A 14,094-nucleotide genomic window follows, 5' to 3' on the forward strand; every position below is an offset into this window, starting at 1 on the left:
TTTTCATTGAGTATAAACAGCCACTCTCCAGTTCAATTGGAGAGTTTTTTTGATGAGAGTAGATATTTATAGACCTCAATTTGACACCATACTTTTTCTATGATAAAATGTAACAAATTCATTTACAACAAATCAAAATCTAAATGAAATGGAATTTTTTATGAAATCACTCAAAGGACTGCTCTTTATCATAGCTAGTTTTGCCTTGACTATTTTGACTTGGATGAACACTTCTCCCCAATTCATGATTCCAGGACTAGCTTTAACAAGCCTATCTCTGACTTTTATCCTAGCCACTCGTCTCCCACTACTAGAAAACTGGTTTCACGGTTTGGAGAAGGTCTACACCGTCCACAAATTTACAGCCTTTCTATCCATCATCCTACTCATCTTTCATAACTTTAGTATGGGCGGTTTGTGGGGCTCTCGTTTAGCTGCTCAGTTTGGCAATCTTGCCATCTATATCTTTATCAGTATCATCCTTGTCGCCTATTTAGGCAAATACATCCAATACGAAGCTTGGCGATGGATTCACCGTCTGGTTTATCTAGCCTATATTTTTGGACTCTTTCATGTCTATATGATGATGGGCAATCGTCTCCTTACATTTAATCTTCTAAGTTTTCTTGTTGGTAGCTATGCCCTTTTAGGCTTACTAGCTGGTTTTTATATCATTTTTCTATATCAAAAGATTGGTTTCCCCTATCTAGGGAAAATCACCAACCTCAAACGCTTAAATCACGATACTAGAGAAATTCAAATCCATCTTAGCAGACCTTTCAACTATCAAGCAGGACAATTCGCCTTCCTAAAGATTTTCCAAGAAGGTTTTGAAAGTGCTCCGCATCCCTTTTCTATCTCAGGAGGTCATGGTCAAACTCTCTACTTCACTGTTAAAAATTCAGGTGACCATACCAAGAATATCTATGACAATCTTCAAGTCGGCAGCAAAGTAAGCGTAGATAGAGCTTACGGACACATGATCATAGAAGAAGGACGAGAAAATCAGGTTTGGATTGCTGGAGGCATTGGGATCACCCCCTTCATCTCTTACATCCGTGAACATCCTATTTTAGATAAACAGGTTCACTTCTACTATAGCTTCCGTGGAGAGGAAAATGCAGTTTATATAGATTTGCTCCGTGACTATGCTCAGAAAAATCCTAATTTTGAACTCCATCTAGTAGACAGTAGGAGAGACGGCTATCTTAATTTTGAACAAGAAGAAGTGCCTGAACATACAAGCGTCTATATGTGTGGGCCTCTTTCTATGATGAAGTCACTTGCCAAACAGATTAAGAAACAAAATCCAAAAGCAGAGCTTATTTACGAAGGGTTCAAGTTCAAATAACCACTCATACTCTCCTGGGAATTCTAGGAGAGTTTTTTATAGCCAAATGAAATAAGACCGGAGCGATGGAATTTTGGCATGCAAATCAATTGATAAGAATGTTTTATAGTGGAATGAAATAGGATACGAATAAATTGATTAGGAAAATCAAATGAATTTACAGAAATCTTTTAGCAGTCATGGCATCCTATTCCAATTTCAAAATGTTATAGAAGCAGCATTGTGCTAGTCTAGTTTCAGTTTACTATACTAAAACGAGTAGCTTGAAACACAAAAAAACCACCCAATGGGTAGGTTGGTTGATAAGAAAAAGAATTTTTTTAATCGAAAAAACTCACGATTTTACTGTTAATCCTTCAGCATTTAATTATTGTCATCAGTCTAAAATGATTTCTAACGCCTCAATTCCTCTTTAAAAAATCTTCAATGCGAGAAACAACCTCATGATTTTGATAATGATAAAGGTCGTGTGGTGCATCCATATAGATGACTTTCACATTAGACTGTTCACTAGCAAATTTCTCTGCAAAGTGCTGCCATTCTGATTGACCAAAACTAGTACCTTGACCGTTAGACACCAGTAGTAAGGTGGGAATTTTCGGATTGATGCTTGAGGGAACTTTCTTGGCATTTTCCTTTACCGTTTGGGATTCATGAAGCATGGCTTGTGACATCAACTGCTTATAAGCTAGAATTTTATATTGTTTTCGTTCAGTTTCAATCAGAGTTCGATTTTTTATATAAAAGGACTCAGGGAAGTGGCGTAATAAGCCAATCTTACTGCTCCAAAATGCCACAGTGATTAAGGTCTGATTTTGCTTTAAATTCTCATAACTAGCTGGCAGTGCCCAATCTAAACCAATCAAAGCTTTCACTTCATCAGGAAACTTCTCCTGCCAAGCCAGACTCTCTAGACTAGCCATGGAATGAGACAAAATGATAAAAGGACCTTTGACATTTGCTTGTGAAAGAGCTTGACGCGTCTCAGACAAAACCTCCATCACATCTCTTGAATGATTGCTATCATCACTATAACCATATCCTGCTCGTTCCACGATGACTACCTTATACCGTTTCGATAAGGATTCCGATACTTCTTTAAAGTCCAATATAGGAGAAGCAATACCGGCACCTGAGAGAACTACTATAGTCTCAGGACCATTCCCTTCAACGTAAACATTCATTTGATGTCCATCGACGAGAACTTGTTGTCCCATAGGTGTCAGTGAGGCTTGTTCCTTTTCCAAACTGATACGGTGAAAGATGAATGTAGCGAGTAAAAACAAAAGAATGAAACTAAGAAAGGCAAGACCACATTGTTTTAGTTTTTTCATAGCATTATTGTACAAAAAATAGAACCTTTTAGCAACTTAATATTGGTTCTTCTACAATATATTCACACCAAAAAAACCCACCCAATGGGCAGGTCTTCTCTGTATTATTCAGCTAGATTAAGCTTTACCTTCTGAACCGAATACGTCGATACGTTCTTCAACTGATGCTTGGATAGCTTTTACACCGTCAGCCAAGAATTTACGTGGGTCGAAGAGTTTTTTCTTGTCGTATTCTGCTTCGTTTGCTTCGTAATCACGAGCAAATTTACGAGTTGCGTTAGCGAATGCGATTTGGCATTCAGTGTTAACGTTAACTTTGGCAACACCAAGTTTGATAGCTGCTTGGATTTGCTCATCAGGAATACCTGATCCACCGTGTAATACGATTGGGAAGCCTGGAAGAGCTTCTGTCAATTTTTGCAAGTGGTCAAGGTCAAGACCTTCCCAGTTTGCTGGGTAAGGACCGTGGATGTTACCGATACCAGCTGCCAAGAAGTCGATACCAGTTTCAACCATTGCTTTAGCGTCTTCGATTGGAGCCAATTCACCTTTACCGATGATTCCGTCTTCTTCACCACCGATAGTACCAACTTCAGCTTCTACTGAGATACCTTTAGCGTGTGCTTTTTCAACAACGTCTTTAGCCAATTTAAGGTTTTCTTCAACTGGAAGGTGTGAACCATCAAACATGATTGAAGTGTAACCAACTTCGATACACTCAAGTGCATCTTCGTAGTGACCGTGGTCAAGGTGGATAGCTACTGGTACAGTGATACCCATTGATTCAACAAGGTTAGCGATCAAGTTGCGAGCAACTTTGTAACCACCCATGTATTTAGCAGCACCCATTGAAGTTTGGATCAAAACTGGAGCTTTTTTAGCTTCTGCTGCGCGCAAGATAGCTTGAGTCCACTCAAGGTTGTTTGTGTTAAATCCACCAACTGCATAACCGTTGTCACGAGCTGCTTGGACAAATTTTTCTGCTGAAACGATTGCCATTTTATCAGGCCTCCTGTATATTTTTATGGGTCATCCCATTTACATTGTTCATTTTATCACTTTTTGACAAAAAAATCTAGTTTTTCCCGCAGTTTCGATTGAATTTCTTCTAGCTTCATCTATGTAAACCCTTTCTCTCCCTAGTCTTGGGCGACTTTTGGAAAAACTATGAAGAAGGTTAGACGATTCTCCTTCATCTCGAAACGATAAGCTAATTTTTCATGTTCTAATAGACTCTTGACCACAAAGAGCCCCATCCCAGAACCCTTGGCCTTGCGACTAGCATTATCAGAAAAAGATTGAGCTAGTTTTTCTTGTTCTTCTGAACTACAGCTATTTTCTATAAAAAGTTCCCCTTCTCTTTCTCCAATGCGAACTAAGCCACCTGGAACAGAGTGCTTGATGGCATTGCTGATGAGATTAGACAGGATCAACTTCATGACTGATGGGTTTAGATAAGCCTGCTGATGAGTCAAACTATTGTCTATATGGAGCTCTCTATCCTTGGCTAGTAAAGCATAATCCTTAACCAGACTTTGCGTCATCTGGTGTAGGTCAATTGTTTCCCTATCATCTCGCAATTCTTGCACAGACGAGAGGGAAAGTATCTGCAGAACATGGTGATTGAGTTCATCCACAATCCCCAAGGCAACTCCTAGATAGTGGTCTCTATCCTTATAACGACCGATATTCTCTTTCATATTTTCAATCAGGATTTTGAGGCTAGCCAGCGGTGTTTTCAATTCATGAGAAGCTCCTCGTAGGAATTCGACCTTCATCTTCTCCAGCTGGAGAATAGCTTCATTCTTGTCATGCAAGTCCGCAATGACAGTCAAAAGATGCTGGTAGAGGCTATTGATTTGTTCCTTGAGATCACCGATCTCATCCTTGGAATCCACGCGCAATCGCACTTGGGTATCTAGTTCCATCATCCGACGAGTCACCCGCTTGATTTCCAAAATCGGGGCAACAATAGTCCGAGCATAGATATAAGCTACCAAAAGTGAAATCAGAAAGGATGCCAGCAAGGTATAGGGAAGAAACTGAAGACTGATTTGCTCTGCTTCCTTTTGCAAATCCATGGACGCTAGAAACTGGAGAGTCATGGTGCTACCATCTTGCGTTGTCACCTCGCGCTCCTCGATAAAGAGGGAGGTTGTCTGGCGGTCTGTGTCCAGAGGAAGGCTGTCCTTGACTTCTAACTTGTCCTCGGTCATCTCCCCCTTGACGGCTCCCTTGATATCACTAGTCTGGGAATATAGCTCTAACACTTGCTCGATACTCTGCCTATCCTTCCCTTCGAGTGACCGGGCAATGGCTGTCGCTTTCTGACCAATAGTTTCTTGACGGTGGCTCAGATAAGTCGAAGGAAAAAGAAAATAAATAGCTAAATGAAGGCAGATAACCAGAACACTAAAAATCGAGAAGGTATAGATAAATATCTTTGTAAACAAACCTGTTCGTTTCATTTTCGCTCCAATTTATAACCAACATTGCGCACAGTGAGGATGCAGTCCAAGTCTAGCTTTTTCCGCAGTTCCTTGATATAGACATCAATGACACGGTCAAAGGGAACCTCATCTGTCGCTTTCCATACGGCATCGATAATCTGAGATCGAGTCAAGGCTCGTCCTTCATTTTTCACTAAATAATCAAGAATTTCCAACTCTTTAGCATTGATAGCTACTTCCTCACCTGCTAGGCTTGCACTGTAGCTCTCAAAATCCACCTTGGCATCCTTATAGGAGAAGACTCGTCCCGTATCATAATAGCGCTTGAAAATCGCATCCACCCTCACTTTTAAGAGGGAGAGGGAGAAGGGCTTTTCCAGATAGCCATCTGCCAGAGAGGCAAAGGCACTCATCTTGTATTCCTCATCCTGAAATGCTGTTAACATCAAGACAGGAACTTGACTGGTTTTACGAATCTCAGCTAGGACTTCTAAGCCATTGAGCTTTGGCATCTGGATATCCAGTAAAACCAAGGCTACCTCATAGCTAGAAAATTGATCCAGAGCTTCCTGACCGTCCGCCGCCTCAATGGTTTCATAACCACAATCCGTCAAATAGTCACTGATCCCCTCACGGATCATCTCTTCATCTTCTACAATTAAAATTTTCATACTTTAACTGCTCTCTATTTTTTATTTTTCTTAGAATAACTACCTACTCTATTTTCTATTATGGTCTCTTGCTGGCCTTTTGTCTGTAAGCAACTGACCACGAGATAAAACAAAGAGAGCCTATCGCTCTCTCTGCTCACATTTCACTCCCTGTGGAATGATTATTTGGTTGCTTTTGAAAATGTTACAACGTAGTTATAATCTTTCCCATTAGCTTGATAGACATAGTCCTCTTTGAAAGTGTAGCCGCGTTTGCTCAACTCTTCTTTCTTAGCTTCAACTTGGCTCTTTGCCACTGCTTTCACCTGTTCATTTGTTGAACCCGCTACGACTTCAAGAGAAGTTTCATTGATAGCGCCTAGGAAACCTGCAATATCTTTCATTTGATCAAAGTTATAAAAAACATTTAATTTGACCTTTTGAGGAGCTGGCTGTTCTAAACTTCTACGATTTCTGCTAGCGCGTGGTTGAACTGCTGGAGCCATTCTGAAACCTGTAGTTCCTACTGGCTGTGTTTTGGATTCTTTTGTGAATTCTACAACATAGTCATAGCTATCTCCACCTTCAATGATTTGATCTAAGTCTGTTTTTGACGTAACTGTAAAGCCTTGTTTTTTAAGTTTCTCGATTTGGGCTTTTGTTTTTTCTTCAACAGTTCGTTTTAATTCCTCTTTAGATGTCTCTCCAGAGAAAGTAAGCACATTTTCACCATCTAATTCACCTAATGCTCCAGCTATATCTTTAAGAGCTGTTAAATTATAGTAGACATTTAATTTTTTAGTTTTATTAGATAAATCTCTTTTTACAACTTTTTTAGCTCTTACTTGAACTTTTGGTGCAATTCTAAAACCTGTAGTTCCTGTAGTTTCCTTAGTGAAAGTTACTACGTAGTCATAATGAGTTGCATCTTGATGAGTATACTCAACGAATATATCTTCCGAAAATTGATATCCTCTTTTAGCTAATTCTGATTTTTTGGCATCTATTTTTTCTTTAATCAGTGATTTGACTTTTTCCCCAGAAGCATCTTTTGGAATCTCAATATCATTTTTTTCACCAGGGTCACCGAAGAATCCTGGAATATCTTTCATACCATCAAAATTATAATAAATAGAGACTGTGTTTTGAGGTTCCTCAATACTTCTACGACGACGAGTTACTCGAGGTTGGTAAGTTCCTGCACTTCGGAATCCTGAGTTATTAGGTGTACTAGCTCCATGACCGATATTACCAGAACTATTTTCATCTATAGTTGTTCCATCATTTCGACCATTTGTTAATCCTTCATTACTATAATTTGGTTTTGAAACTTCCTCATTCGGAATTTCTACAGCGTAAATTTTTTCTTGATATTCTTCAGCTTTTACTGCTGCTTCTTCATTAGTTTTAGCATTTTGAATAGATTTTAATCCTTCTTCTTTAAGACGATTTACTTCATTTTTTAATTCTGTTTTTTTAGACTCATCATCAACTTTGTCTATTTCTTCTAGTCTACTATTTGCTGCTTCATTTATAGTTTTTAAATTTTCTTCTTTTGCTGTTTCTAACGGTGCTTCAGTTTCTTTCTCTAAAGACTTCTCTGAATCCTCGTGTTCTTCAGCTGGTGCATCAGCTTGAGATTTTTCTGAATCTGATTTAGGTAACTCTGAGTTTACGTCTCCAGTCGAAGCTTCAGTATTTTGTGAATTTTCCTCTGTTTCTCCTGAAGGTGCTTTTTCTGTTACTTCAGTTGCTGATTCTGCTCCTGAATGCGATGAATCAACTGATTGATTGCCAGATTCTTCTGTATTTGTCGAGGTTTCTGGAGCTGTTGTATCTCCTGTAGCTGAATCCTCAGCTGACGGTGTTGGCGCTTCTGAACTTGGATTCGAAGCTACAGGTTGATTTGTAGTTCCTGTATCTGAAGGGGAATTGTCTGTTACTGGAGTTGGTGTTACAACTTCTTCAGTTGATTGTCCTGATTCTTCAACTTCTGTTCCTGGATTTCCTGAGTTTGTTTCTGTTGTTGTACTAGAAGCTCCTGTCGTCTCTGTTCCTGCTGTTGGCGCCTCTGCCTCTGTTCCTTTCGGTTCTTTTTCTGATTCACCTGCTTCTCCAACTGGCTGTGCTGTAGTACCAGTCTCACCTGAAGCACCTGTTTCTGCTGCTTTTGGTGCTGAATCATCGGAATTAGATGATGGAGCTACAGGTTGGTCTAAAGTTTCTCCGTTTGAAGTAGTATCGTCTGCTACTGGACTTGATGACTCTGACTTACCTGACTCATTTGTAGCATCTGCAGATGGAGTAGTTGAAGCTTCTTCCGTTGTTTCGGATTTACCTTCTTCTTTTGAACCTGTTTCTTTATCTGTATCTCCGACTTTTGAGTCTTTTCCTTCATCTCCTGATGTTGCTCCTGTTGCTCCTGGAGTTACGTCTGAAGTTCCTTCTTCTGTTGTTGTGCCTGTCTCTGCTGTTGCACCTGGTGTAGCTCCTTCTGAAACTGTTCCTTCAGGTGCATCTTCTTTTGCAGTTGGATTTACTTCTGTTCCTGTTTCTGCTGTTGCATTTTCTTTAGGTGTTGGGTTGGCTTCTGATTCTTCAGTTTCTTTTGCTTCAGCTCCTGGTGTTGTTCCTGCTCCGTTTGAAGCTTGTTCTGATTTTTCTTTTTCTGTTGTTCCTTCTGTAACTGTTGATTCAGTCGCTGGCTCTGTTGATTCTGCTCCCTCATTCGATACTTCTGGAGCTGATGGTTGTTCCTCTACTTTCGGTTCTTTTTCAGATTTACCTTCTTCTCTAGCTGGTTGTGTAGCTGGCTGTTCTTCTGTAACTGTTGTATCTCCTGCAGCTGCATCTTCTGCTTTCGATTCTGATTCTGATGATTCTTCTGACGGTACATTTGTTGTGCTATCTTGTTTTCCTGTCTCCTCAACAGAAGTTTCACCTGCATTGCCTACTTCACTTGAAGTTGTACCGTCTACTGGCGCTTCTTCTTTTTCTTCTGCTTTTGGTGTTGTTTCTGGAGCTTCTTCTGTTGAACCTGGAGTCGCTGGCTTCTCTTCTTTCGGCGCTGGTGTTGCTACCTCTGACTCTGTTACTTTTGGTTCTGCTGTTCCTGTAGATGTTCCTTCAGTTGTTGACTCTGCTTCTTTAGACTCAGTTGGTTTCGCTGCCTCTGGCTCTGTTCCTTCAGCTTCCTTTGCTACTTCTTCTGTTGAAGCTGGGGTTTCTGGTTTTGATAGTGCTGGAGTTTCTTCTGCTGGTTGACCTTGTTCTCCTGAAGTTGTAGCCTCTGACGCTGGCTCTGTTGGTTCAGCCGACGCCTCTGGTTCTTCAACTTTCGGCGCTTCTACTTTTCCTTCAGTTGCATCTTCTTTAGGTGTTGGAGTAGTTGACTCTTCTACTTTTGGTCCAGCTGGTTTCGATACCTCTGACTCTGTTACTTCTGGTTCCGTTGCTTCTGTTGCACCCGGTTGTTCTTCTTTATTTTCCGGAGTTGTCGGTGCTTCTGTTTTTGGTTCAGCCGATTCTGCTGACTCTTCAACTTTCGGCGTTGGAGTTTCTGCTTTTGGTACGGCTGGTTTCGCTGCCTCTGGCTCTGTTACTTTTGATTCAGTTGATTCAGCTGGTGTTACCACCTCTGGTGCTGTTTCTTTTGGTGCTGGTGTAGTCGCTGCGTCTTCTGCTTTTGGCGCTACTGGAGCTTCTGTTTCTTCTTTAACTTCTGGGCTTGTCTCTGCTGGTGCTTCTGAGGCAGGCTTTTCACCCGATTCTTTCGCTCTTTCCACTACTGGAGCTGATACAGGCTGATAGACTGGGCTATAGTTCACAGCCATTTTTTCAACTTTCTCAGTGACATCTGTTAATTCAAAGGTAACAGCTTTTGTTTCCTGATCTTTCTTGAGCAAGACTTCGTAAGTGCGAACTTCGCCACTTGCACCACTTTCTTTGATGACAATCTTGTGTTTTGTGACTGTATCTGAAACCGTTTCAGCTTCGGTAAAGTACAATTCATTGTGCGGTAAGAATAAATTCTTGCCTGAAGCTTGATTCATTTCTTGGAGTACATCTACAGGGATATTGCTTGCTTCGCTGATAACACTTAATGTATCTCCCCACTTAATAACATACTTAAATAAATCACCTTCTTTTTGAAGGTCAGCTTTCACTTCCTCAACTGTTCTGGCTACCCAAACACCATCTTGTTCACTGGCTGATACAGTTGGAGCTAAAAAGCCTAGTCCCAATAAAATCACACCTGTCGCAACAATTGCACCAGTTCTCAATTTTCTAAAGCCACGGAGGGACAAGCTTCCTCTAACATTTGTTTGTCTCATAATGTTTATTTTTCCTCACTATTCTATATTTTCCAAGGTAGACCCTGCCTAGGTCTACTAGCCTATGTTTGCGATATGGATAGGCTTCTACAGATTTATCTATCTATTTTCAAGATAAGATTTCTATAGATTTTTATGCACAATTCCATATATAAGTTGCGAAACTCCTTTCTAATAAATTCCATAGCTTTAGTATATCATATTTAAACACTAAAGTACAACGAAAGCAACTGAAAGCAATGATTTTCACCATTGCTTTCTACTTCATTTATCATTTTAGAACTTTCAGTTGCTAGCCTCATTTTTCAGTCTAGCATCAGTATTATTCACCATCCAGCAGAAGTTCTTTTGGTTGTTTTCTGAGGAGATTGCTTGATGCAAGCGCCATAACGAGAACCACTAGAACTAAAGCAAGGACAAAGACGATGATAAAGTCTGATGTCTGAATGGAAATATCTAGGCTTGACAAGGTCTTGTTAAAGCCATCTACTTCTGCACCACCACCAAGGTTAGAGGCTTGAGCCGCCTTGCTAGCCTGTTTGGCAACACCTGAAGTCACATTGGCAAGGACAGTATTTCCGATTGCACGCGCTGTGTAAGTAGCTAAGAAGTAAGCAGAAACAAGAGCAGGGATGGCAATCAAGATGGATTCAGTGATGAATTGACCCAAGATACTTGCCTGCTTGAGACCGATAGAGAGGAGAATTCCCACTTCCTTGCGACGGGCATTGATCCAAAGGCTGAGCAAGAGGGCAAGGAGAAGAACTGAGAAACTCAAGCTACCCCAGAAGAGGAGGTTGGCCATCTTGTACATGCCAGAGATGGATTGCTCAAGAGCTGGGTAGTTAGATGAGCTTTTAACGAGTGTATAGCTCTTCCAGTTGATACCACTGATGCCATTCAACTCTTTCATAACATCATCCAAGTTTTTGTCCGCTGTTACAAAGAAAGTTGCGTCCCCATAAATAGCTGTGTCTTCTGTGTAGCCATAAAGTTTAGCAGCCGTATGGATGTCTGTGATAGCTGTATTTTCGTAAAGCTCTTGTGAGTAAGTTACTGCCGACTTATTATGGCCATCAAAGAGTCCCTTGATTGTCACTTCAACTGTTTCCTTGGCACCTTTTTCATTGTCTGCATCATAGACATTAGAGTCCAACTTGACCTTATCCCCTACTTTCCAGCCGTGTTTAGCTGCCAAGTCCTTGTGCAAGAGGATCTTGTCCTTGTCGTCGTTTGTTAGGTGCTCACCTTCGACCAGCTTATAAGAACCAGAGACAAACTTGTCTTCTTTAGAGGAGTCATTGACACCTGTAATCATCAAGCTACTTCCAAAATGTTTGGCACGGTCAGGAGTCAGATTTTTCTTGGTATCTGGCGTTTCGATGAGTTCATATCCAGTCAAATCTCCTATAGCGTTTATGCGTTTAACATAAGACTCGATGGCCTTGTTTTCGGTGATTTTTTTGATGTCTCCACCCTTGATATTCCCAGCACCACGTGGCGTTCCTTGATTGACGCGACGATTGATTTGCATGGAGAAGCTGTTGGTGATATTTTTAAAGGTCTCCTGAGAAGCCTTGGCAGTAGCTCCCTTGATCGACAAGCCGACCAAACTCAAGCTCGCCATGAGGAGAATAATCAGGAAGATGACAATCGATTTGAAAAACTTCCTTGTAACATAGGCAAATGCGTTGTGTAACATAGATTCCCTTTCTAGATTTTATTCTATTTTATAGTTCTGATACTCAATGAAAATCAAAAAGCAAACTAGGAAGCTAGCCGTAAGCTGTACTTGAGTACGGTAAGGCGACGATGACGTGGTTTGAATTTGATTTTCGAAGAGTATAACAGAAAAAACTCATATTATTTCGTAGTATTGCGAGTTTCAGTCAGTTTCTTATCCTTCAATTCAAGTGTAATATCTGACGCTTGTGCCACTTCTTTGCTGTGGGTAACGACGATGACACATTTACCTGTTTTCTGAGCAAGTGATTTGAGCAGTTCGACAATATCTCCAGCAGTTTTAGGATCCAGATTTCCTGTTGGCTCATCAGCTAGAATAACTGGGGCTTCCGATACTAAACTACGAGCAATGGCAACACGTTGTTGTTGGCCACCTGATAACTGGAGAACATTCCGCTTGATCTGACTTTCATCCAAACCAAGCTCAAGCAGTGTATCCTTGCTTGCCTTTTTGTTGACCAAGCGGATATTTTCCAGTGGAGAAAGATAATCTATCAAGTTATAATTTTGAAAGACCAGGGAAATATGGTGCATGCGATGGTAAGAATAGCCCTTCTTACGAATATCCTCTCCTTGAAAAAGAATCGAACCTTCAACAGGACTATCTAAACCAGCAAGTAGGGACAAGAGAGTGGATTTCCCCGCTCCTGACTCCCCAATAATACTGTAAAATTTTCCGGGTTCAAAATGATAATTGATCTGATATAGGACTGCTTCAGCAGTGTTCTTATAACGGTAGGTAAGATCTTGTAATTGTAATAAAGTCATGATTTCTCCTTCTTATACTCAATGAAAATCAAAGATCAAACTAGGAAGCTAGCTGCAGGTTGCTCAAAGCATAGCTTTGAGGTTGCAGATACAGCTAACGCGGTTTGAAGAGATTTTCGAAGAGTATTAACTAATAGATGATAAAATTTCTTTCGGCGATTTTCTAAATAAGAATAGAAAACAAAGGGTTACAGATAAGCAACTAAGCAGAACTAGAAAAACATAGGATTCTGCAAAAGATAGGATGCTGGTTGATAGACTGCTTGCTTTGGCTAGTGTATCTTGTAGAGCTGCCTGATCTCCACTTTCTAGTAGGGTTTGGAGTAGGTAAGATGTGATTGTGTTTCCTGCAACAAATGCTGGAAGCAAAGCACCGAGAGATACCAAAACTACCTCTAAACAGAACTGTAGGAAGATCGAGCTCTTGCCTTTTCCAAGTGCCAGTAAAATTCCCACTTCGTAGACCCTTTCTCTCAACCAGAGAGACAAAACAAGAATTAAGGCCCCTGCTCCAGCTATCAACATCCCATAAAGGAAGAGTGTGAGGAAGGTTTGGAAGGTTGCCACTGAGTCTTTGATTTGTTCAAAAGCCTTGTTTTCCTTTTCGACTTGATAGCCTTGATTCTCCAAAGACAAGTTTTCTACCTGCTCCATGAGTCCGTCCATTTCCTTAGGATTTTCTACATAGAAGCGCGCTGCACTGACTTGAGATTCACTATTGCCCAAAAGGGCTTGGCTACTTTCATAGTCTGTAAAGACTTGATTTTCACTGAAGTCAGAAGACAAGCCTGTAAATTTCTCTTGTTTTTTACCAGAAAAGATGCCGACAATTTCAAACTCTACTGTTTGCCCTTTGCTAGATTCAGACTGACCAGCATCCAAGCCAATCTTGTCATGAAGCGAAAGACCGTTCTTCTTAGCCAACTCTTCGTGGATCAGGATTTTCTTTGAATCCCCTTTTTGAAGGTGACGACCTTCTTTTAGGTTGAAAGCCGAACTGGTAAAGGTTACATCCTTGGATGAATCCTCAAGAGCCGTTAAGCTAACCAAGTTCTTGTCCGCTGCTGACAAATCATCACGCTCCACGCTCTGCTCGCCACTCACCGCTTCCTTATCTTTTAGTTTTGCGATCGTCTCGAGTTCAGGAGAAACATTTTCCAGTCCCTTGATCTTGCTTACAGATGCTAGGTCTGACAACTTGAATGTCTGATTATTTTCTATCTTCTTAATAGAAAAAGAGGTATTGAGTGATTTGTAAAGATTGGTTTCCACTGTTTTGTTGGACTTCATCAGAGTCAAACAGGCTGAAATTCCGGCCAATAGGACCAATAAAATCAGAAATAAAATAAAACTTCTCAGTCGTTTTCTGCTGACATAAGCCCAAGATCTTTGGATTGGATTCATTTGTCACCTCCATATTTGTAAGACTATTATAAAACCCAAATATGAAATGTTTATGAAATA

Annotated in this window: 9 protein-coding genes; 1 reads left to right on the forward strand and 8 read right to left on the reverse strand. The window is 40.6% G+C overall.

All coding sequences use genetic code 11. The features are described 5' to 3' along the window. Positions 1-160: 160 nt before the first annotated feature. Positions 161-1,351, forward strand: a complete 1,191-nt coding sequence (locus HT720_RS08850; protein WP_173275764.1) for a ferric reductase-like transmembrane domain-containing protein — start codon at positions 161-163, stop codon at positions 1,349-1,351. Between the two features lie 401 nt (positions 1,352-1,752). Here the strand turns inward: HT720_RS08850 and HT720_RS08855 are convergent, their stop codons facing one another. The 8 genes from HT720_RS08855 to HT720_RS08890 all read right to left on the reverse strand — a co-directional run bounded on the left by HT720_RS08855 (position 1,753) and on the right by HT720_RS08890 (position 14,034). Beyond that, on the reverse strand, positions 1,753-2,685 hold the full coding sequence (locus tag HT720_RS08855) for an alpha/beta hydrolase (RefSeq protein WP_173275767.1): 933 nt from the start codon (positions 2,683-2,685) through the stop codon (positions 1,753-1,755). A gap of 117 nt (positions 2,686-2,802) precedes the next feature. Next, the gene (locus HT720_RS08860) at positions 2,803-3,684 is read right to left on the reverse strand and encodes a class II fructose-bisphosphate aldolase (RefSeq protein ID WP_001018997.1); all 882 of its coding nucleotides are present in this window, start codon (positions 3,682-3,684) and stop codon (positions 2,803-2,805) included. Positions 3,685-3,824: 140 nt separating this feature from the next. Continuing rightward, positions 3,825-5,153 carry a sensor histidine kinase VncS gene (vncS, locus tag HT720_RS08865; protein WP_173275770.1) on the reverse strand — a complete coding sequence of 443 codons (1,329 nt, stop codon included), beginning with the start codon at positions 5,151-5,153 and terminating at the stop codon, positions 3,825-3,827. Continuing rightward, positions 5,150-5,806: a response regulator transcription factor VncR gene (gene vncR / locus HT720_RS08870; RefSeq protein WP_173275773.1), complete on the reverse strand. Its 657-nt coding sequence runs from the start codon at positions 5,804-5,806 to the stop codon at positions 5,150-5,152. The genes vncS and vncR overlap by 4 nt, the downstream gene beginning before the upstream one ends. Positions 5,807-5,967: 161 nt before the next feature. After that, positions 5,968-10,119, reverse strand: coding sequence for a hypothetical protein (locus tag HT720_RS10285; RefSeq protein WP_240149840.1), 4,152 nt, complete (start codon positions 10,117-10,119; stop codon positions 5,968-5,970). 322 nt (positions 10,120-10,441) lie between these two features. Next, entirely contained in the window at positions 10,442-11,821 is a 1,380-nt protein-coding gene (gene vex3 / locus HT720_RS08880; protein ID WP_173275776.1) for an ABC transporter permease subunit Vex3, read from the reverse strand. Between the two features lie 161 nt (positions 11,822-11,982). After that, entirely contained in the window at positions 11,983-12,630 is a 648-nt protein-coding gene (gene vex2, locus HT720_RS08885) for an ABC transporter ATP-binding subunit Vex2 (protein WP_049512209.1), read from the reverse strand. A 126-nt stretch (positions 12,631-12,756) separates the two neighbouring features. Further along, positions 12,757-14,034 (reverse strand): ABC transporter permease, encoded by a 1,278-nt coding sequence (locus HT720_RS08890; RefSeq protein WP_173275779.1) that lies wholly within the window; start codon positions 14,032-14,034, stop codon positions 12,757-12,759. Positions 14,035-14,094 lie beyond the last annotated feature (60 nt).

It is taken from the genome of Streptococcus sp. 68 (genome assembly GCF_013277415.1).
Taxonomy (GTDB): domain Bacteria; phylum Bacillota; class Bacilli; order Lactobacillales; family Streptococcaceae; genus Streptococcus.